This is a genomic window from Streptomyces sp. NPDC039462 (assembly GCF_055639375.1).
Genome location: NZ_JBVKAO010000001.1, coordinates 2,456,571 through 2,477,342, shown reverse-complemented (window position 1 = coordinate 2,477,342; position 20,772 = coordinate 2,456,571). Strand labels below are relative to the sequence as shown.

General features: G+C 71.9%; 17 protein-coding genes. 11 read left to right on the top strand and 6 right to left on the bottom strand.

Annotated elements, in window-relative coordinates; all coding sequences use genetic code 11:
- Positions 1 to 462: an Lrp/AsnC family transcriptional regulator gene (locus ACZ7LU_RS10200; protein WP_471916525.1), complete on the bottom strand. Its 462-nt coding sequence runs from the start codon at positions 460 to 462 to the stop codon at positions 1 to 3.
- Positions 463 to 547: 85 nt separating this feature from the next.
- On the opposite strand from ACZ7LU_RS10200, the gene ACZ7LU_RS10195 reads away from it, so the two are divergent.
- Positions 548 to 1,474: an SMP-30/gluconolactonase/LRE family protein gene (locus tag ACZ7LU_RS10195; protein ID WP_471916362.1), complete on the top strand. Its 927-nt coding sequence runs from the start codon at positions 548 to 550 to the stop codon at positions 1,472 to 1,474.
- A 40-nt stretch (positions 1,475 to 1,514) separates the two neighbouring features.
- On the opposite strand, the gene uriT is transcribed toward ACZ7LU_RS10195, so the two are convergent.
- Positions 1,515 to 2,966, bottom strand: coding sequence for a uridine transporter UriT (uriT, locus tag ACZ7LU_RS10190; RefSeq protein ID WP_468084885.1), 1,452 nt, complete (start codon positions 2,964 to 2,966; stop codon positions 1,515 to 1,517).
- Entirely contained in the window at positions 2,963 to 3,910 is a 948-nt protein-coding gene (uriH, locus tag ACZ7LU_RS10185; RefSeq protein WP_398311360.1) for a uridine-preferring nucleoside hydrolase UriH, read from the bottom strand. The genes uriT and uriH overlap by 4 nt, the downstream gene beginning before the upstream one ends.
- Positions 3,911 to 4,175: 265 nt before the next feature.
- On the opposite strand from uriH, the gene ACZ7LU_RS10180 reads away from it, so the two are divergent.
- Positions 4,176 to 5,240, top strand: a complete 1,065-nt coding sequence (locus ACZ7LU_RS10180; RefSeq protein WP_471916361.1) for a LacI family DNA-binding transcriptional regulator — start codon at positions 4,176 to 4,178, stop codon at positions 5,238 to 5,240.
- Between the two features lie 595 nt (positions 5,241 to 5,835).
- Here ACZ7LU_RS10180 and ACZ7LU_RS10175 read toward each other — a convergent pair.
- Positions 5,836 to 7,215 carry a M64 family metallopeptidase gene (locus ACZ7LU_RS10175; protein WP_471916360.1) on the bottom strand — a complete coding sequence of 460 codons (1,380 nt, stop codon included), beginning with the start codon at positions 7,213 to 7,215 and terminating at the stop codon, positions 5,836 to 5,838.
- 220 nt (positions 7,216 to 7,435) lie between these two features.
- On the opposite strand from ACZ7LU_RS10175, the gene ACZ7LU_RS10170 reads away from it, so the two are divergent.
- The 3 genes from ACZ7LU_RS10170 to ACZ7LU_RS10160 all read left to right on the top strand — a co-directional run bounded on the left by ACZ7LU_RS10170 (position 7,436) and on the right by ACZ7LU_RS10160 (position 10,373).
- Positions 7,436 to 8,845: a helix-turn-helix domain-containing protein gene (locus tag ACZ7LU_RS10170; RefSeq protein ID WP_471916359.1), complete on the top strand. Its 1,410-nt coding sequence runs from the start codon at positions 7,436 to 7,438 to the stop codon at positions 8,843 to 8,845.
- Between the two features lie 383 nt (positions 8,846 to 9,228).
- Positions 9,229 to 9,675, top strand: coding sequence for a hypothetical protein (locus ACZ7LU_RS10165; RefSeq protein WP_471916358.1), 447 nt, complete (start codon positions 9,229 to 9,231; stop codon positions 9,673 to 9,675).
- A gap of 158 nt (positions 9,676 to 9,833) precedes the next feature.
- Positions 9,834 to 10,373: a hypothetical protein gene (locus ACZ7LU_RS10160; RefSeq protein WP_471916357.1), complete on the top strand. Its 540-nt coding sequence runs from the start codon at positions 9,834 to 9,836 to the stop codon at positions 10,371 to 10,373.
- Between the two features lie 53 nt (positions 10,374 to 10,426).
- Here ACZ7LU_RS10160 and ACZ7LU_RS10155 read toward each other — a convergent pair whose 3' ends face one another.
- The gene (locus ACZ7LU_RS10155; protein WP_471916356.1) at positions 10,427 to 12,388 is read right to left on the bottom strand and encodes a serine/threonine-protein kinase; all 1,962 of its coding nucleotides are present in this window, start codon (positions 12,386 to 12,388) and stop codon (positions 10,427 to 10,429) included.
- A 406-nt stretch (positions 12,389 to 12,794) separates the two neighbouring features.
- On the opposite strand from ACZ7LU_RS10155, the gene ACZ7LU_RS10150 reads away from it, so the two are divergent.
- Complete coding sequence (locus ACZ7LU_RS10150) at positions 12,795 to 13,757, top strand: type II CAAX prenyl endopeptidase Rce1 family protein (protein ID WP_471916355.1); 963 nt, start codon at positions 12,795 to 12,797, stop codon at positions 13,755 to 13,757.
- Here ACZ7LU_RS10150 and ACZ7LU_RS10145 read toward each other — a convergent pair.
- Entirely contained in the window at positions 13,729 to 14,772 is a 1,044-nt protein-coding gene (locus ACZ7LU_RS10145; RefSeq protein ID WP_471916354.1) for a helix-turn-helix domain-containing protein, read from the bottom strand. The two genes, ACZ7LU_RS10150 and ACZ7LU_RS10145, sit on opposite strands and share 29 nt — an antisense overlap.
- 116 nt (positions 14,773 to 14,888) lie before the next feature.
- Between ACZ7LU_RS10145 and ACZ7LU_RS10140 the strand changes: the two genes are divergently transcribed.
- From ACZ7LU_RS10140 to ACZ7LU_RS10120, 5 genes are all read left to right on the top strand, one after another.
- Positions 14,889 to 15,788: an alpha/beta hydrolase gene (locus ACZ7LU_RS10140; RefSeq protein WP_471916353.1), complete on the top strand. Its 900-nt coding sequence runs from the start codon at positions 14,889 to 14,891 to the stop codon at positions 15,786 to 15,788.
- Between the two features lie 222 nt (positions 15,789 to 16,010).
- Positions 16,011 to 17,210 carry an NAD(P)/FAD-dependent oxidoreductase gene (locus ACZ7LU_RS10135; RefSeq protein WP_471916352.1) on the top strand — a complete coding sequence of 400 codons (1,200 nt, stop codon included), beginning with the start codon at positions 16,011 to 16,013 and terminating at the stop codon, positions 17,208 to 17,210.
- Between the two features lie 68 nt (positions 17,211 to 17,278).
- Positions 17,279 to 18,667 (top strand): 2-oxoadipate dioxygenase/decarboxylase, encoded by a 1,389-nt coding sequence (hglS, locus tag ACZ7LU_RS10130; protein WP_471916351.1) that lies wholly within the window; start codon positions 17,279 to 17,281, stop codon positions 18,665 to 18,667.
- Positions 18,664 to 20,196, top strand: a complete 1,533-nt coding sequence (amaB, locus tag ACZ7LU_RS10125) for an L-piperidine-6-carboxylate dehydrogenase (protein WP_471916350.1) — start codon at positions 18,664 to 18,666, stop codon at positions 20,194 to 20,196. The genes hglS and amaB overlap by 4 nt, the downstream gene beginning before the upstream one ends.
- A gap of 84 nt (positions 20,197 to 20,280) precedes the next feature.
- The gene (locus tag ACZ7LU_RS10120; RefSeq protein ID WP_471916349.1) at positions 20,281 to 20,742 is read left to right on the top strand and encodes a nuclear transport factor 2 family protein; all 462 of its coding nucleotides are present in this window, start codon (positions 20,281 to 20,283) and stop codon (positions 20,740 to 20,742) included.
- The last annotated feature ends 30 nt before the right edge of the window (positions 20,743 to 20,772 follow it).

The following is a 20,772-nucleotide window of genomic DNA, read 5'->3' as shown; positions in this document are numbered from 1 at the left end:
CTACGCCGAGGCCGGGCCGGCGCCGGGCAGGGGCGACACCGGGCGTTCGAAGAACGTCTCCAGGGAGACGGTGGCCTGCGTGCCGCTGACCCCTTCGATCGCGTACAGCCGGCGGAGCACGTCCTGCAGCTGCTCGGTCGTGGCGGTGCGGACCTTCACCAGGACCGAGGCGCTGCCCGCGATGACGTGCGCTTCCTGTATCTCGGGGATCGCCGCGAACGCGTCCGCGGACTCCCCCATCCACGCCGTCGATTCGACCATCACGAAGGCGAGCACCCCGCGGTCGAGCGCGGCGGGGTCCACCTCGACGGTCGTACGCCGGATGACGCCGCGCTCGCGCAGCTTGCGGACCCGCTCGTGGGCGGCGCCCGCGGAGAGACCCGCTCCCTTGCCGAGGGCGGCGTACGAGATCGTCGCGTCCTCCTGGAGGAGGGCGATCAGCCGACGGTCCATGACATCCACAGTCACCATGGCGCAACCATACAGCGTTCTGGCATAGTCATGATCGTCCGAACGACATTCGGTTCCTGACGGCTAAGGGGTATTCATGTCCGGCGACGACAGCACCTCCCTGTACGAGATCCTGGACGAGCGGTTCCGTACGGGGCGGTGTGCGAACGGGGACGACCGGCTGGAGAAGCTGTACGGGGGCTGCCGGTGGGCCGAGGGGCCGCTCTATCTGCCCGCCTGGCGTCAGCTCGTCTGGAGCGACATTCCGAACGACCGGCTGCTGCGCTGGGACGAGGAGACCGGCGCTGTCTCCCTGTTCCGCTCGTCCGCCGGGCACGTCAACGGCAACACCATCGACCGCGAAGGCCGGCTGATCTGCTGCGAGCAGGGCAACCGCCGGGTCACCCGCACCGAGCCCGACGGCCGGATCACCGTGCTCGCCGAGCGCTTCGAGGGGAAGCGGCTGAACAGCCCGAACGACGCGGTCGTCCACTCGGACGGTTCGGTGTGGTTCTCGGACCCGGACTTCGGGATCACCAGCGACTACGAGGGCTTCCGCGCCGACCCCGAGATCGACGGCCGCAACGTGTACCGGATCGACCCGTCGACGGGCGAGGTGCGGCTGGTCGCGGACGGCTTCGGGGCGCCGAACGGCCTCGTGTTCTCGCCCGACGAGCGGCAGTTGTACGTCTCGGACACCGGGGGCGGATGCATCCGGGTCTTCGACGTGCGCGAGGACGGCACGCTGTCCGAGGGCAGGATCTTCGCCGAGGCGAAGGACGACGTCAGCCGGTTCGACAACCTCCGCTTCGACGACGGCGGCCGCCTGTGGGCCGCCGCCATCGAGGGAGGGGTGCACTGCTACGACCCCGACGGCACCCTCATCGGACGGCTGCGGGTGCCGGAGCCGGTGTCGAACATCGCCTTCGGCGGCCCGAAGAACAACCGGCTCTTCATCACGGCGACGAGCTCGCTCTACTCAGTGGTGATGGCCGTGACGGGGCTGCCGCGGGTGCGCGCCTGAGCGGGTGCGGCGCGTGGGTGCGGCGCTTGGGGCGGCGCGTTCACTCCGTGGCTTCCGCCTCCACCGGCTTGGGGATGAGGAAGGACGTCGCGAAGGCCGCCGCGATGAGGGCGACTCCGGCGATCATGCCTGCCGTGTAGCCGGCGGGCGACGTCTTGTCGGCCGGTTCCGCGGCGGTCTGCACGGCGTACAGGACAGCGAAGCTGAGGCCCGCGCCGAGGTTGAACGCGCCCGCGTTCAGGCCGGGCAGGAAGCCCGGGTTCTCCTTCGGGGAGAGCACGATGCCGAGGCCGTTGAGGACGATGTTGCCCACGCCCGCGTACGTCACGCCGATGAGGATCGACGCGGCGAGGAGCAGCAGCCGCGAGTCGGCGTGCAGCGTGAACAGCATCAGCGTGACCGTCACGGCCGAGCCGATGAGGCCGACGCGCAGGATGCGGCCATAGCCGTACGTGGCGGCGAGGCGTCCGGCGAGCGGGCCCATGGCGAGGCCCGCAAGGGCGTACGGCGTCAGGGTCCACCAGGCGGATTGCTCGGCGCTCATGCCGAAGCCTGCCTGCGCGTCCTGCGCGAAGGCGGGGATCATGCCGTTCATGACGGCGAACACGCCGGTCATGGTGAGGACCGTGGTGAGCAGCAGCGCCCAGGTGGAGCGCTGGCGCAGGTGGCGGGTGGCGACCAGGGGGTGGCTGCTGCGGTCCTCGATGCGCCAGAACAGGGCGAAGGCGATGGCGGCGACGACAAACAGGGCGACGACGAGCGGCCAGTTCGCGTTGCCGAGCTTGCCCGCCTCGTTCAGGGCGATGAGGGCCGCGCCGACGGAGATGACCAGGAGGGTGACTCCGGGCCAGTCCATGCGGGTGTCGGTGGCATGGACCGCCTTCGACTCGGGGGTGAGGGCGGCGACGAGGATCGTGGCGAGCGCGGCCACTCCTGCCATGGTCCAGAACACCGACTGGAAGCCGTGGTGGTCGGCGAGGTAGCCGCCGGCGAGGGAGTCGACGCCGGCGATGCCGCCGTTGACGGCGGTGATGACGCCGAGCAGTGTGCCGTACTTCTTCGGTTCGTGGACCTCGTTGCGCAGCATGATCAGGCAGAGCGGCACGGTGGGTCCGGAGACGCCCTGGATGACGCGGCCCGCGAAGAGCATCGGCACGCTTTCGGCGAGCGCGGCGACGACGCAGCCGACGACCATGAGCGCCAGCATGCCGGTGAGGACCCTGCGCCGGCCGACGAGGTCGCCGAGGCGCGGCAGGAAGAGCGAGAAGAGCGCGGCCGAGGTGAAGAACGCGGTCTGGGTGAGGCCGATCTCGGCGGAGGTCGCGCCGAGGGAGTCCTCGATGTTCTTCAGGGCGGGGCTGAGCATGCTCGCGTTGAGCTGGAAGGCGAAGCAGGCCGCGAGGAGCGCGGTGACCAGGACGCCGATGCGGACCGGTCGGGAGCCGCGGGCGCCGCCGGGTGCGGCGGCGGGTTCGGTGAAGGAGGCGTTCATGCGCTGACGTCGCCGATCCGCTCGAGGGCGTCCACGATCAGGTCCCAGAAGCGCGTGTGGTCCAGGTCGACGGCGACCTGGGTGTGGCAGTCGTCGGGGGCGGGCGCGCGGAAGTCCGTCACGGTCATGCCGAGCGTGAGCGTGCCGGTCAGCTCGACGTCGACGGGTGCCTTGCGGACCGTCATGACGCTCGGGTCGATGACGTACGCGACGGCGCACGGGTCGTGGACCGGGGGCGCCTCGAAGCCCTGGGCCTCCAGGTACATGGCGCCGAAGAAGTCGAGGAGCTCGTTGACGAAGAGGGCGGGCTTGGTGCCGACCTTGCCGATGCGCTCGATGACCTCGGGGGTGGCGAGGGCCTGGTGGGTCAGGTCGAGGCCGACCATGGTGACGGGCCAGCTCTCGTTGAAGACGATGTGCGCGGCCTCGGGGTCGATCTTGATGTTGAACTCGGCGACGGGGCTCCAGTTGCCCGTGTGGTAGCCGCCGCCCATGAGGACGACCTCGCGGACGCGCTCGACGATGCGGGGCTCCTTGCGTGCGGCGAGGGCGATGTTGGTGAGGCCCGCGGTCGGGACGATGGTGATCTCGCCGGGCTCATGGGCCATGACCGTGTCGATGATGAGGTCGACGGCGTGGCGCTCGTCCAGGGCGAGGGTGGGCTCGGGCATCAGGGGGCCGTCGATGCCGCTCTCGCCGTGGATGTCGGGGGCGTTCTCGACGTCGCGCACGAGGGGGCGGGGGCATCCCGCGGCGAAGGGGACGCCGGTGATGTTCGCGATGCGGGCCACCGAGAGGGCGTTGCGGGTGACCTTCTCCAGGGTCTGGTTGCCCACCACGGTGGTGACAGCGACCAGCTCGACATCCGGGTTGCCGTGCGCCAGGAGCATGGCGATGGCGTCGTCATGTCCGGGGTCGCAGTCCAGGATGATCTTTCGGGGCATCGCGGAACCTCTTTGTTCGGCTGAGCCGGCGCTGCGCGGCGCCGGCTCGGGAAAACGTTCTCCGAAGACTCTGTGCACAGGTGCGAATTATGTCAATGGCCGAAACCACACCCCTGCAAACTCGCCCGGAACGGACATGGACCGGAGCGGGGCAAGTGCCACACAACCGGCGCAATTTGCCCCGAAAACAGGGTCTGGTCGCGGTGAACCCCCGCTGATAACGTTTGCCGAAATTTGATCGGCTCGTCGGAAGGGTGGGCGCGGCGTGGGGGACGTAACGCTGAGAGACGTGGCCCGGGTCTCCGGCTGCTCCGTCGCCACGGTCTCCCGGGTCCTGGCCGGCACGCGCCCCGTCGGCGCGGAGACGGCCCGCCGTGTTCGTGAGGCGTCGGACGCGCTCGGCTACCGTCCGAACCACGCGGCCCGCGCCCTGCGCAGCCGCTCCACGGGCACGGTCGGGCTTGTCCTGCCGCAGATCACGAACCCCTTCTACCCCACGCTGGTGCGGGAGTTGACGCACGTCCTGCACGCCGAGGGACGGGCCGTGCTGCTGGCCGACTGCGACGACGACCCGGTGGCCGAGGCGGAGTACATCGCCGACCTGCTGAGCCGGCAGGTGGACGCGCTCCTGGTGATCCCGGCGGACGAGGAGCGCAGCCGGGAGGCGGTGGCAGCGGCGGCGGCGCGCGTGCCTCTCGTCCTGATGGACCGTGGCTGCGGTCCGGGCATCGCCGACTCCGTCGCGGTCGACAACACCGCGGGCATGGCCCTCGTCCTCGATCATCTGGCCGCCGCGGGGCGGCGCCGGGTCTGCTTCCTCGGCGCGGCGGGGACCGCATCGGCGGCCGCCGAGCGGCGCGCCGCGTACGCCGCGGGGGCCGGCGCACTCGACCCCGGCGCGCCGGACCGGGTGGCCCTCGGCGACTTCTCCGTCGAGTGGGGGCGGGCCGCGGTCGACGAGGTGTGGCCCGCCCGGCCCGACGCCCTGGTCTGCGCCAACGACCTGATCGCCGTCGGGGCGCTGCAACGCCTGCAGCAGCTCGGCGCCGACGTGCCCGGCGAGGTCGCCGTCACCGGCTTCGACGACATCCCGATGGCGGCACTCTCCGCCCCGGGCATCACCACGGTCCGCCAGCCGGTGGCCGAACTGGCCGCAGAGGCGGCACGACTCCTCGGCCGCCGCCTCTCCGACGGCACGGGGGGTTCGCGCCGCGCGATACGGCTCGCTCCCGAACTTGTGGTCCGCGGCTCGAGCACACCGGTCGGCACGACCGCCGCACCGCCCGCCGCCCGGGCGGCGCACCCGGTCAGCGCTTCAGCCGCCACATGAGCTGAGCGAGCCGCCCAGTCAGTCGGCGGGGCCGGTCACGCCTCCGAGTCGGCGCGGCGCGGGTACCTCCCCCGTAGGCGGGCTGGAGTGCGTGCCGCCTCACGGACACCGATGGCGGGGCCCCGCACCAGAAGGCGAACCGGTCGGCGTGCCGCCGTCCAGACAGCTCAGCCGCTCAGAAGGGAGCGCAGCCCCGGATCGCGGACGGCGGCCCGGGGCCGGACAGCCTGTACGTACGGCCGCCGACCGGTCGCCGAGACAACACGACGGCACACGACCCGCACGCCCCGAGACTGCACTCCCGACCTGCCACCCAACTCCCGCCGGGAAGCCAACCGGACGGGCAGAGAGGAGCCCCGAGATGCCCCGAGATCGCGAACCGCGACCCCGGGGCAGGCAGCCTGTGCGGACGGCCACCGGCCGGAGCCCAAGCCAGCGCTGAGCGGCGCGGCCCGCGCGCCCGGAGGCGGGCGGGCTGCGTGCCGTCCGACGCTCGGGCGGTTCCGGCCGGCAGCGGGGAGTGGCGCCGGGGCGCGGATGGCGGACCCCGGCCGGCAAGCTTCCCGGGGCACGGCCGGCACAGCCAGGTGGTGGACTACCGCTTGACCCGCCACGTGAGCGAGTCGGACAGCAACGTGCGCAGTGCCGGGTCGCGGACGGCGTTCGTCGGGTCGGTGGCGCGGACCGAGAGGTGGTGTGTGCGGCCGTCGGACGGGACCCCCAGGGCGCGCGGGGTCACGGTTGCGTCGCCGTCGGCATGGCGGACCTCGCGGCCGTCGACGCTCCAGCGCAGTCGGATGCCGTCCGCCACCTGCACGCGGACCTTGGTGTCGCGTCGCACGGCGCGGTCCGTGGGCGTGACCGCGGTGACGACGGAGGCGTGCCGGTGGAAGCCGGCGATCATGGCCTCGCGGCCGGGCAGGTTGAACTCGCGGCCGAGCGTCCGCATGATCGAGTCGGTGGTCGGGCGGTACAGGCCGCGCGGGTAATAGCCGCCGCCCTCATACGCACCGACCTTCCCGCCGTCCGGCGAGGTCCGGCCGATCCACCGGTACCACTTCTTCTTCTGCGCGGTGAGCTGGTCGGCCCGCAGCTTGCTGATGTTGGTCTCCCAGGGCTCGGCGCCCTGGTACGTGCCGTACTCGTCGTACCAGTACTCGTCGGCCAGCTTGCCCAGCGAGTGGCCGGTCTCGTGGACGACGACCTGGTCGGACTGGGCGTTGTCCGAGGAGGCCGTGGCGATGCCGTCGTAGCCGGAGGGTGAGGTGATGTCGTTGTAGCCCGCGCCGCCGTACTTGGTGGAGTCGGCGAGGACGATGACGAGGTCGGGGTCGGCGGCCTTCTTCGCGTACGACTCGACCTTGTTGGTGTCGACGCAGAGCAGTCGCTCGATGCCGTCGCAGAAGAAGGCGGAGCCGAGCGCGGTGTCCTTGACGGTACCGCTCGTCGGGTCGCCGGAGACGCCGGACTGCCGGGAGACCGCGTCGACCGCCCAGACGTTGAAGAGGCCCTTGTAGGAGGCGTAGGGCTCGACGGCGGAGACCTTCGCCCACTTGGCGCGCACGTCGGCGTGGAAGTCTTCCTGCTGGGAGGCGGTGTAGCCGTCGCCGATGAAGACGACGTCGAGCTTGGCGTCGGTCGGCCCCGCTTCGACGATCGGGACGACGTCGCCGTCGCCCTTGATCTCCGCGCGTTCCTTCGCGGAGAGCGCCGGGGAGGCGGGCACCTCGGTGTGCCGGGGGTGGCCGCCGGGGCCGGTGAAGTACTCGACGTGCTCGGTCCGCGCGGCGTCCGGCTCCGGGTCCGCCGCCGTGGCCGTGCCCGCGGGGCCGGTGGCGACGACCGCCGCGGTGAGGGCGATGCCCGTGGCGAGGGCGATGCGCAGGTGCCTACGTCTTGCCCGGCCGGACGGGCCGCCGTCCGCACGGCCGGACGGGCCGTCTGCACGGCTGGTTATTCGATGCGTGGGGGGCATGGGCGTCCTCCGAAGTCCGCGATATAAATGGCGGGTTAAGTAGGGTTAAGGCGCGGCTCAACGTAGGGGCTTCCGGGACGCCAGGCAATGGGTGTGCGACAAGTTGCTTGTGGGACGGACGAGTTCACGCCGCGGTGAGTACTTCGCGCCGCGGTGAGTACACGGCCTCAGCGCCACGTACGTAGAAGCAGGCGTCCGGAGAGACGGCGGAGAGGCAGCGGTGACGCAGAAGAGTTCCGAGGGTGTGCGGCCCGACGAACCGGCCGAGATCGGCCGGCGCGTCCAACGCCTGCGCGGTGAACGCGGGCTGACCCAGCGCCAGTTGGCTGAGCCCGCCTACACCCCCGCGTACGTCTCCACTCTGGAGTCGGGCAAGGTGCGCCCCTCCGAGGCTGCCCTGCGCCACCTCGCCGCCCGCCTCGATGTCAGCTACGAAGAGCTGGCCACGGGCCGCCCCGCCCACCTCGTCGCGGGGCTGCGCCTGCGGCTGACCGACGCGCGGCGCGCCCTGGCCACCGGCGCCCCCGAGGACGCGGCCGCGGTGTTCGGCGCGCTCCACGAGGAAGCCGTCGAGCACGCGCTCGTGGCCGAACAGGCCGACGCCCTGCAGGGCCTCGGCGACTGCCTCCTGGAGTCCGGCGACCTCACCGGCGCCCGCGACCGGTTCGCCGCCGTCGAGCGGCTGCTCGCCGACGAGCCGCTGCCCCGCCGCGTCCCGGCCATCCGGGGCCGCGCCACGGCCCACCTCCTCAGCGGCGAACTGCGGTACGCCTGCTACCTGTTGGAGAGCACCCTCGACGAACTCGACACCGCGGGACTGCACGACCCCGACGCCCTGCTGCTCCTCTACACGGCGTCCATCGCGCCGTACATGGACATGGGTGCGCACGCGCGGGCCGCGCACGCCGCCGAGCTGGCGCTCGCGCTCGCCCCGCGCGTCGACGATCCCGCGCTGGTCGCGGGGATGCACCGCGGCGTGGCCCGCACCCTCATCGCCGAAGGCCGCATCGCCGAGGCCGACGCGTCGCTCGCCAAGGCCCAGGAGCTCTACCGCCAGCTGCACATCCGCACCGAGCTGGCGCACTGCCACTGGATGCGCGGGTACGTACACGCGCAGGACGGCGACCTGGAGCGCGCCGAGACCGAGCTGCGCACGGCCCGCGGCATCCTCGCCTCCAAGCGGGCCGCGCTCTTCACCGAACAAGTCGAGGTCGAGCTGGCGGACGTACTGCGGCGGCGCGGCAGGGCCGAGGAGGCGGAGGCACTGCTGCGGCCGCTCCTCACCGCGGACGACGACGAGGCGGGGGGTGCCGGGACGCTCGGGGCCGGGTCGCTGGGGGCCGGGCGCGGCGCGGTGCACGCGGGTGGCGCGCACCGGCTGCTCGGGCTGATCGCCGAGGAGCGGGGCGACACCGAGAGCGCCGAGGAGCACTACTGCGCGGCGCTGTCTCTCCTCGAACGCTCCAGCGCGGTCGGCGACCTGGCGGACCTCTGCCGCCTCCTGGGCGATCTGCTGCGCCGCACCGGGCGGGTGGAGGCCGCGATGGACGCGTACCGCACGGGCCTCGGCCACCGCGCCGCACCCGGCACGACCACCTTGGGGCCGGCACCCGCCACTCCCCCGATGTGAGCCGGCAGTTCCGGGGCCACCGGACTGCCACGCGCAGAAGGCTGCGCCTGCCCGGCAGCACCGGCGAGGCGATGGCCTCCCGGCCCGAAGCCCCCGCCCCGTTCACGATTCCTACCCTGCTGCCCGATGAGGTCGACCAGGAGGTGCGGCCTGCCGCTTCTGAGGGTGTCGATGACCGCTGCGTTGCACTCGCACTCTTTCCTGTCTCTGCGGTGCGGCCCACGTTCATGCACGCTGCCGGCGCTACATGCTCCTGCTCGCCGCCGAGCCCGAGCTGCTGGAGGCCGCGCCCGTCGGGGCGGCAGGCCGGAGCTGTCTCGTACTGGGCCCTGACCGGCCCCAAATCCGTTGCTCCTGAACGGCTGCATCGTCATGCTCGTGGAATGTGCAGTGGTGAGCGGGGTGGCATCGCCCAGTGGGGACGAGCGCTGTTCGAGCGGCAGCGGCAGCCGGTGGCCTGGGCCGGGCAGGTCCTGGAGGCGGCCGCGCTGAGTCTGGGCAGGACGCCTGAGATCGACGCGGCGCTGGAAATGGCGTCCGACTCAACGCAGTGGACTCAAGGCCGTGACCTGTTCGACCGCGTGCGTCGGAGCAGCCTGGAAGGCGAGCGCCGGACCGCTGAGTACTTGCTCCTCGGCCTCGCTGAGCTGGTCGGTAAACTCGCACACAACGAAGCGGGACCATATCCGCACTTCGACCGTCACGCCGGATGGCAGATCGGTCCCCTCGCCTACCGCTTGGCGGTTGAAGTACAGGACCCTGCTCTTCAGGACCGCCTCGCTTCGGCCCTCGGGAGTTGGCCGCGAGCGGAGCAGGGAGCCGCACTCTGATCACGCGTCGAGTTGTCCTCTCCGCTTCCCCTCATACGCTTGGAGCAGCGGAGAGGCGCGTCAGAGCGTCTCGTCGAGAAAATGAACCGCGGTGGGAGCGCTGCGGCCTTGATCGCATTGAGGATCAGCCTTTGACTCCGCATTCCCTGGCGTTCTACGTGGACGTCGTCACCACCGGCACCTTGCTCGGCGTGGGCCCCGCCGACTCTCCCGGCCACGTCACCAAAGTCCTTGGGCCGGACTTCGCTGAAAACACCTTCGGTGACCGCAGCATGTGCCGTGACTACGGTCTCGCCGAGTTCTACTGGGACCGTGCTTCCGCCGACCACCCCTGGTCGGGTCACCACTTCACTCTGCAGGTGCACCGGCTCGCGTACCGGGACCGGACCCTCGTCAACGACGCGCTTCGTGCCCGGTACGGGCGGTTCACTCCCAGGCTTCGGTTCGAGAAGCTGCAACGTCTGTTGGTGCGGCGCGGCATCCCCCTGTTGGAGGTCCCGGAAATCCCGGCGAACGCACCGTATTTCCGTACTTTCCGGCAGCCCGTTTCCCGTGTGACCGTCTCCGTCATAGGCACCTATGGCGAGTACAGCACGCCAGGCAATCTGCGGGTCGGCGATGTGTACAGCATCCAGGCCCCAACGCTGTCCGGGCGTTTGTGCAGCCCCGGCTCCAGCGGTCATCCAGACAGCGCCTGAACGCGTCGAGCTTGGACGGCCGCCCCTGCCACTGGCCGCCCTGTCCTGCTGCCCTATCCGGAGGAGGCCCGTTTCAGTTTCCCGGCCGACAGCAGCAGATTCTGACCCGGGGAAAACATGGTGAATTCCAGGTCCTTGCTGCTCTTGGTGCGGGTGATCCGGAGGAGCGGGCCGTCCCGGAAGAACGGGCCCTCCCGGGCGCAGTCCTCGGCGGATGCGCTGCCTTCGAGCTCCCCCGGGGTGGTCTCCAGAACCTTCGGCTCCTCGCCCCCTTGGACTTCCAGCACGCTGAACACCTGTGCCGTGTACTGGCACGCCCCGCCGTCTCGCTGGAAATGGATCTGCAAGCCGCGCGGGCCGGGGCCATAGCCGATCACCACCGTGACCGACTTCCAGACGGACTTCCCTGGGTCGTAGGTCCACCGTCCGTTGAACTTGTCGAGCGACTTCACCTTCGGGTCTTCCACCCCGTCCTTGATGAGGGTGCTCTTGGCGTTGTCGCTGGTCACGGCGACCTTGCCGGCGCCTCGGCTCTTGAGCGTCATGGCCGGCTGCCGCTTCTCGCACTTCCCGGACTCGCTCTTCGGCTGAGCGAGCTTCAAGGTGGAGGCGCCCACCTGGATCGAGGTGCCGTCGGATGTCGAGGTGAGAGTGGGACTGTAGACACACAGGCGGCCGAGGCCCAGGACGGCGTACTCGGCCTTCTCATCGACACGGACGTCCTTGTCGAGCGTCAGCCGGGTGAGCACCGTCACCGGGGCGCCGGTGGACTTGTCCTTGGCGCCGGTCTTCTGAACACCCACCCAGGCCCCGGCGAAGCTGTCCGGCAGGGTGTCCCCGCTGCCACCGTCACCGGAGGAGCCGTCCTTCCAGGGACTGAGAGCGATCAGCCCACCCCCGATGAGCACGACCGCGGCAGCGGCCGCGGCGACCATGACAGTCCTTCGGCGACGGGGAGTCGGCGGTCGGCTGCCCCCGTCGACCCCCTGGGTGGGCGTGTAGTGCGGGAAGGTCCAGGGCGGTGGTGGCGGCGGAAGGGAGGGTGCCTGAAGTGGGGGCGCCTGGAAGTTCGGGTGGGGGTCCAGTGACGTGGGCGTGGCGGTGGGAGTCGGTATTTCCTCCGGAGCGAAGTCCAGCAACTGGGCCGAGCTGCGGCCCAGTTGGGCGAGGACCTCGCCCGGTAGCCAGGTGGCGGAAGCGCCGGTGGCGGTTCGGGCGACCAGGTCCTGCGGGGTGGGCCTGACGGACGGATCCTTGCGCAGGCACTCCCGTACCAGCGGCAGCAGGGCCTCCGGTACGCCGACGAGGTCGGGCTCTTCTTCGGCGACACGGAACATCAGCGAATGCAGCCCGATGTCGACGGTGCCGAAGGGTGAACGTCCGGTCGCGGCGAAGGCGAGGAGCGAGCCCAGACAGAAGACGTCGGACGCGGGTGTGAGGCGCTGCCCACGCACCTGCTCCGGGGACATGAAGCCCGGGGATCCGATCACCGCGCCGGTGCGGGTCAGAGGGCCCTCGACGAGGGTTTCCAGGGCACGGGCGATGCCGAAGTCGATGACGCGCGGGCCGTCCACGGTGACCAGGACGTTGGACGGCTTGAGGTCCCGGTGGATCAGTCCGGCCCCGTGGATGTCGACCAGTGCATGCGCGAGACCCTCGGCGAGGAAGCGTACGGACGCCTCGGGCAGCGGCCCGAAGTCCCTGGCCACGACATCGTGCAGGGACGGGCCGGGCACGTACTGCGTCGCCACCCAGGGCACGCGCGCCGCGGTGTCGGATTCGAGCACGGCGGCCGTCCACGCCCCGCCCACCCGCCGGGCGGCATCCACCTCGAGCGCGAACCGCCTGCGGAAGTCGGGCTGCGCGGCGAACTCGGCCTGCACGACCTTCACCGCGACGGTGCGCCCGCCTTCGGAGCGGCCGAGATAGACGAGACCCATGCCGCCCGCGCCGAGGCGGGCGATCAGTCGGTACGGGCCTATGTGCGCCGGATCCTCGGCGATCAGCTGTTCCACATGGGTAAGGTAGCCCAACTCTCCGACAGGGGCGGGGCATCGGCCCGGTCGGGGCATCGCCATGAACTGGGCCGAGACGAGCTTTTCCGCATCTGCCGGTGTGTACCGGAACGTGAAGAGGGCGCCCAAGATCGTTGTGCGACAACGGCGAAACGCTCGGCCATGGCCGGCTGGGCTACGGAGAACCGACGGGAGCTGCGGCAGCCACCGCTTCGGTGCCGTCGCCGCCATCCACGCGGGCTCCAGAATCCATGACACAAGCGAACGCGACGCCTGCTGCGAAAGCGCCTGCATCGAAAGATGTACGGCCATTTCATCCACGGCTACGACTCTCATGATCGCGCGGGCGTCGAGGATGGGGAGTAGCCCTGATCCGGCGGCTTTCAGCGGTACCGAGGAGAGACACATGGCAGGCCCCCAGCGCACCACACCCGCCCCCTCGCTCACCGGAGTCCTGGGGCGGGCGCTGGGCGGCGGTCTCGTCATGGGGGTGGCGCTGGGCGCGGGTACGGCGGTGGGTGCCGTGCTCGCCGATGCCTTCGGGGTGTCCGGGTTCCTCGCCCGGCTCGTTCCGGCGGCGCTGGTCAGCGCGGTGGCCCTGCCGCTCGTCGTGCTGGCGCTGCGGCGCCGGGGCGGCTCCCTCAAGGACATCGGGTTCGGCGGTCCTGGCGACAATCTGCGGGCCCTACTCGTGGGGGCGGGGGTGACGGTCGGTGCCGCGGCGCTCGTGCTCGGCGCGGGGACGGCCACCGGTCTGCTGAGCTGGTCGCGTCCTGATCTGCCCGAGCTCGCCGGATTCCTGGTGACGAACGGCGTGGTCGCGCTGCTCCTGGAGGCGCTGCCGGAGGAGACGACGCTGCGCGGCTGCACGTGGACCGCGCTGCGCGGCCGGTTCGGCGGCCTGGCCTCGGCACTCGGCACGACGGCCGTGTTCCTGGTCGTGCCCGGCCTGTCGACGGTGGTGGAGGCCGGGGTCGCGCCCCTCGTCGGCGGGGACGCCGGTCCCGTCGGGCTCGCGCCGGGCGGGCAGGACCCGGTCGGCTACCTGATTCTGCTGACGGTGTTCGGCCTGATGCTCGTCACGGCCCGCACCGCGGTGCGGCGCGCCCCGCTGTGCGTCGGCATCGGGGCGCATCTGGCGTTCCTGACCGTCAACCGGGTCGTGTTCGAGGGAGACGAGCGTGGCGCGGGCTGGTCCGTGGAGCTGTCGTCCCCGGACGTGGAGCTCCTCGTACCGGTGTATCTGCTGGTCGCCATGGCCGGATTCGCGGTGTGGCGGCGGGTCGATAGGCGGCGAGGGGGCGGTGACAGCGGCAGCGGTCCAGCCGTGTCCGCAGCCCTCAGCCGTCGAGCAGCCGCCACGCGGTGAGGGCGAGCCGGGCGCGGAGCAGCCCGGTGGGCTCGGTCAGGTCGATGTCCAGGCTCTTTCCGAGCTGTTCGAGTCGGCGGGCGACGCTGCTGTGGTGCAGGTGCAGGAGGTCCGCGGCCCGGCGCAGGGAGCCGGTGGAGCAGTAGGCGTCCAGGGTCTCCAGGTCGGCGGCGTCGGCCGCGCCGGCGGCGAGGCGCGCGATCGCGGCCACGTCGGCGTTGTCCCGCACGGCGTCGTGCGACACCTGCGCGAGCAGCGCCAGCGCGCCCAGTCCCTCGTGGGGGACGACCGGCCGGCCCGGGGTGGCGAAGCGGAGGGCGGTGCGGGCTTCGCGCCAGGACCGCTCCGGACTTCCGGCGGTGCCGACACCCGCGCGTACACCTGCCGGGAACGCGCTCTGGTCGACGGTGGTGGCCAGGATGACGCCCACGTCGGCGAGCGGTGCCGCCTTCACCGGCCGGGAGGGGCAGATCAGGGCGCCGATGCGGTCGAGCGGCAGCCGCGAGCGTACGGCGACGACGCGGACCGGCAGGTCGGCGGCGAACCCCAGCAGGCGCAACGCCCTGGCCCGGGCGGCCTCTTCGCTGTCGCAGCTGATGGCGAGTTCGACCAGGGCGGGGTCGGCCATCGTGGTACGAGCGGGGCCGTACCGCTCGACGGCCGCCGCGGCGGCGATGGCGAGCCGGTCGAGGAGGACGTCGTCGAGCGGATTGGGCGGGCCGGGGCGCTCCAGCCACACCGTGCCGATCTCCTCCTCGTCGAGGGTGATCGGCGTCGTGCTGGACGCGGGCGACGGCGGGGTGGATGCCGCGGTGCCCTCGGGCGAGACGCGGATCGCCCGCCCGGTGCCGTGGAGCAGCACCCCGGTCACGCACTCGGCCAAGCCGGCAGAGGCCCGGGCGAGCGCCTGGAGGTCAACCCGCCGACGCATCAGCGTGTCGTAGAACGCGACGACGCGGATGGCGCCCTCGACGTGCGGATCGAGTCCCGACAGCCGTACCGCCAGTGCTTCCATGACAGGAGGATAGGGCCGACGGTGTCGGCACAGGGCGCCGGTCGGCGCGCGAACCGGCGGGGAAGCCCGACAGTTGGCGGACGCCGGCCCGAACGACGGCTGTGAGGATGACCGTCATGGATGCCGAACTCGAAGTCTTCCTCCCGCTGCTCCCGCCGCAGGATCTCAGTGACCCGGTCGCCGCCCGCAAGAAGTATGCCGAGTACGCCGCCGCGAAGCCGGCGCCGGACACCACGGGCATGGAGATCGAGGACCGCACGGTGCCCGCGGTCCCGGTCGACGTGCCGGTCCGCCTCTACCGGCCGCCGCAGGCGCGGGGAGCCGTCGTCTGGATGCATGGCGGCGCGCGGGTCGCGGGCGACCTGGACACCGAACACCCGTGGGCCAGTCGGATCGCGGCGGCCTCCGGGGCGCTGCTGGTCTCGGTGGGCTACCGGCTCTCCCCCGAGCACCGCTTCCCGGCCGCGCTCGACGACGCGTACGCCGTGCTGAAGTGGACCGCCGAGCACGCGGCGGAGCTCGGCGTCGACCCGGCGCGGATCGCGGTCGGCGGTCACAGCGCCGGCGGGAACCTCGCCGCGGCCCTGGCGCTGCGGGCCCGCGACGAGCAAGGGCCGCCGATCTGTTTCCAGTTGCTCAACGAAGCCTCCCTCGACGACCGTCAGGAGACGTTGTCGGCCAGGAACTTCACGGATACGCCGTGGGCGACCCGCGCCAACGTGCGGGCGTCGTGGCAGCACTATCTGGGTGACCGGCCCGCCACGCCGTACGCCGCTCCGGCGCGGGCCACCGACCTGTCCGGCCTGCCGCCCGCCTACGTCGCCACCGCCGAGTTCGACCCGAACCGCGACGAGGACATCATCTACGCGCAGCGTCTGCTGCAGGCGGGTGTGTCGGTGGAACTGCACCAGTGGCCCGGCACCTTCCACGGTTCGCAGGCCATCGTGTCCGCCGCCGTGTCGCAGCGGCAGCTCGCCCGGCTCGGGGACGCCCTGCGGCGCGCGCTCACCGAGTGAGCCGGGTGGGGTGATAACGGTGGGGTGATATCGGCCGACCGGAGTGATGCCTCATGGACCGCGGTGGGCGGCGTGCTGCACCATGGCGGGCAGGCGGACAGCTGCTCAGCTTTCCGCTCCATGACACGCCATGACACGCCCTGCCGCGCCACATCAGTCACGACACGTCACCACACGACACGCCATGACAGCCCAGGCCGTCGCCTGGAAGGGAGCGGCCTCTTGGCCTCCTCACCGGCCCCGCCGCCGTCGCCCCTCTCCGCGTACCGCGCTCTGCCGCCCGCCGCCGACGTCGTGATCGTCGGGGGCGGTGTGATGGGGGCGAGCATCGCCTTCCACCTGGCCGAGGCAGGCGTACGCGACATCGTCGTCGTCGAGCGCGGCGAGCTCGCCTGCGGCAGCTCGGGAAAGCCGATCGGCGGGGTGCGGGCGCAGTTCTCCGATCCGCTCAACATCGAGCTGGGCCACCGCAGCCTGCGCGCCTTCCGGGACTTTCCGCGCCGCCCGGGCGCGGACATCGGGCTCGACACCGTCGGCTATCTGTTCCTGCTGACCAGCCCCGACCAGGTGGCCGACTTCGAGGAGGGCGTGCGCACGCAGAACGGTCTCGGTGTGCCCAGCCGCATGATCGGCCCCCGTGAGGCGCGGGCGCTCTGCCCCTACCTCAGCACCGAGGGACTGGTGGCCGCCGCCCACTCCCCCGCCGACAGCCACGCGCGTCCGGTGCTCGTCGTCCACGGGTATGCGCGCGCCGCGGCGCGGGCCGGTGCCGTGTTCGCGACACACACCACGGTCACCGGCATGGACACGGCCGGCGACCGCGTCACCGTCGTGCACACCGACCGCGGTCCGGTGTCGTGCTCCGCGGTGGTCTGCGCCGCCGGGGCCTGGTCGGCGCGGATCGGCGCCATGGTGGGCGTCGAGTTCCCGGTGCGGCCGCTCCGCCGTCAGCTGGCCTTCACCGTCCCGCCGGTGCCCGCCGCGCCGCGCGTCCCCTTCACGATCGACTTCGCGTCGTCGGCGTACTTCCACAACAGCGACGACGGACTGCTCCTCGGCCTCGCCGACCCCAGGGAGACCGAGGGCTTCGACACCACGTGGACGCCGGGGTGGCTCGAGCTGTTCCGTGCGGTGGCGCGCCAACGGGCCCCGGCCCTCGCGGAGATGGAGGTGTCCGGCGGCTGGGCGGGCCTGTACGAGGTCACGCCGGACCACAACGCGCTGATCGGCCGCTGTGCCGCACCGGCCAACCTCCTTTACGCCACCGGGTTCTCCGGGCACGGCTTCCTCCAGGCCCCCGCGGTGGGCGAGATCGTCCGCGACCTGTACTTGGGGCGGCGGCCGTGCGTCGACGTCGCGCCGCTGGCCACGGAACGCTTCGAGGCCGGGTCCGCGAGTCGTCCGGAGGCCCATGTGGTGTGACTCCTCGACACAAGGCCCCGGAACCCCGGAAGGACTCCCGCAACGGCTCCTGAAAGGAAGACGTGCCGATGATCGAACAGTGGCGGCTGCGCGCCGCGTTCGCCGCCCGGCTCTCCCGGATGTACGGGCGCGAGGTCCCCGCGTACACGACGTTGGTGGACGTCTCCCGCGAGGTCAACGAGGACGTCCTGCGCGCGCGGGGCGCCGACGCGGAACGCCTCGGGTCCATCGGCCGGGTCACCGCCGAACGGCACGGCGCCATTCGGGTCGGCACCCCTGAGGAGCTGCAACAGGTCGGTCGCGTCTTCGGTGCCCTCGGCATGCGTCCGGTCGGCTTCTACGACCTGCGCGACACCCCCGCGAGCGCGCTCCCGATCGTGTCGACGGCGTTCCGGCCGGTGGACGAGGAAGAGCTGGCCCGCAACCCGTTCCGGGTCTTCACGTCCATGCTCACCGTGTCCGATCCGCGCTTCTTCGACGCGGATCTGCGCTCGCGTCTCGCCACGTTCCTCGCGGGGCGCGAGCTGTTCCCACCGGAGCTGCTCGCGCTGGCCGACCGGGCGGAGGCGGAGCGGGAACTGCCCGGCACGGACGCCGAGCGGTTCCTCGAACTCGCGGTGCGGGCCTTCGAGTTGTCGCCGGAACCCATCGACCGTGAGTGGTATGCGGCACTGGAGCGTGTCTCCGCCGTCGCCGCGGACATCGGCGGCGTACGCAGCACCCACATCAACCATCTGACCCCGCGCGTCCTGGACATCGACGAGCTCTACCGGCGCATGACCGAGCGCGGCGTCGAGATGATCGACACCATTCAGGGTCCGCCGCGCTGGCCGGGACCCGACGTGCTGCTGCGCCAGACCTCCTTCCGTGCGCTCGCCGAGCCGCGCGCGCTGCGCACCGCGGACGGCAGTGTGACCCTCGGCGCGCTGCGGGTGCGGTTCGGCGAGGTCGAGGCCCGTGGCATCGCGCTGACCCGCGAGGGCCGCGCCCTCTACGACCGGCTGCTCGGCCTCATCGACGAGCGGGCCGGCCACCGGCCGGCGGGTGAGCGCGGCGATGTCGCCCGGGCCGTGTGGAGCGAGCACCTGCCGCCGACCGAACACGAACTGGCCGTGCGCGGGCTCGGCTTCTTCACCTACCACGCCGTCCCGGACCGGCCCGCGGACGGCAGCCGCCCACCTTCCGATCTCGCCGGCCTGCTGGACGGCGGCTGGCTGCGTGCCGAGCCGATCGTGTACGAGGACTTCCTGCCCCGGTCGGCCGCCGGCATTTTCCAGTCCAATCTCGGCGAGGCGGGGTCCAGGAACAGCGGCCAGGAAGGCAGTGCGTACGACGCCGACCGGCTCGCCGAAGCCATGGGCCGGGAAGTCCTCGACCCGTTCACGCTCTACGAGCGGCAGCGGGACCGCTCCCTCGCCCGACTCCCCCGCGCACTACGTCCCCAGGGAGCGTCATGACCGGCATCGCCCTGCCCACCACCGACGAGCTGCGCGCCCGTGCCCGCGCCGGACTCGACCGCATCGGCGTCACGGTTCCCGAGGGCGACGGCCTGCGGGCCCGGACCCCCATCACCGGCGAGGACCTCTTCGGCCTGGCCGCGACGGGCACGGCCGGAACCGAGGAGGCACTCACCGCGGCCCGTGCGGCCTTCCTCGACTGGCGCACCACACCGGCGCCGCGCCGCGGCGAACTGGTGCGGCGCCTCGGCGAGTTGCTGCGCGCCCACCAGGAGGACCTGGCGGACCTGATCACCGTCGAGGCGGGCAAGATCCGCTCCGAGGCGCTCGGCGAGGTCCAGGAGATGATCGACATCTGTGACTTCGCCGTCGGCCTGTCCCGGCAGCTGTACGGGCGCACCATCGCCTCGGAGCGGCCCGGGCACCGCCTGGCGGAGACCTGGCATCCGCTCGGCGTCGTCGGTGTCATCTCCGCGTTCAACTTCCCGGCGGCGGTGTGGTCGTGGAACACGGCGGTCGCGCTGGTCTGCGGCGACACCGTGGTGTGGAAGCCGTCCGAACTCACCCCGCTCGTCTCCCTGGCCTGCGACCGGCTGCTGGCCAGGGCCGCCGACGACGTCGGCGCGCCCCGGGACGTGCACCGGTTGCTGCTCGGCGACGCGGCCGTCGGTGAGCGGCTCGTGGACGACCCGCGGGTCGCGCTGGTCAGCGCCACCGGTTCGACGCGCATGGGGCGCGAGGTCGGCCCGCGCGTCGCCGCCCGCTTCGGGCGCTGCCTGCTCGAACTCGGCGGCAACAACGCGGCGGTCGTCGCGCCCTCCGCCGATCTGGACCTCGCGCTTCAGAGCATCGTGTTCGCCGCGGTCGGGACCGCCGGGCAGCGCTGTACGACGCTGCGGCGCCTGATCGTGCACCGCGACGTCGCCGACACGCTCGTCAGCCGCCTCACCGACGCCTACCGGAAGCTGCCCATCGGCGACCCCTTCGACCGGGCCACGCTGGTCGGGCCGCTCATCTCCGCGCGGGCCCTGGACGGCATGCACGCCGCGCTGGACCGGGTGCGCGGTGAGGGCGGCGAACTCCTCGCGGGTGGCGCCCGCCGCCCGGCCGCGTCGGCGCCGCACGCCGCGTACGTCGAACCGGCCGTGGTCCGCGTCGCCCGGCAGACCGACACCGTCCGCGCGGAGACGTTCGCGCCCCTCCTGTACGTCATGGCGTACGACACCTTCGACGAGGCGATCGCCCTGCACAACGACGTGCCCCAGGGCCTGTCGTCGAGCATCTTCACCCGCGATCAGCAGGAGGCCGAGCGGTTCCTGTCCGCGGAGGGCTCGGACTGCGGCATCGCCAACGTGAACATCGGGACGTCGGGCGCGGAGATCGGCGGCGCCTTCGGGGGCGAGAAGGAGACCGGCGGCGGCCGCGAGTCGGGGTCCGACGCGTGGCGCGCCTACATGCGGTCGGCCACGAACACGATCAACTACTCCAGCCGCCTCTCCCTCGCCCAGAACGTCAGCTTCCTCCAGTAGCACCACGGGCCGTGGCACAACCCGGAGGGCTGTGACGTCTTATCTCTGGAAACGAGCACGCTGTCCAGAGAGCGGGTGACATGGATGGAGCCGATGAGTGACTTTCGGAGCATCGCGGATCGCGTCGAGATCGAGGCGCTGCGCGGTGAGTTCACCGACGCCGCGATGATGCGGGACTACGAACGTGCCGCTTCACTGTTCACTGCGGACGGTGTGCTTCGGATGCCGAACATCCCCGTTGAGCTCCGAGGCCGAGAGGCGATCCGCGCCTGGGGCCGACGGGTGCCGGACGCGGTCGACTTTCTCGTGCAGAACACTCATCCCGGCGTGATCCGGCTTGACGGCGACACCGCGTCCGGTCGCGCTTACATCTCCGAGATCGGGCGTGGCCTGGACGGCCGCGGGCGGCTGAACTACGCCATCTATCACGACCGTTACCAGCGCACCGGCGGCGGCTGGAAGTTCGCCGAGCGTGTCTATGAGGTCCGGTACGAGGACTTCTCGCCGCTGACCGGCTCGCCGCCCCGCCCGGATGGGCATGCGTGACCAGCTGGTGACGGCTGTCGGCCCTCTCCG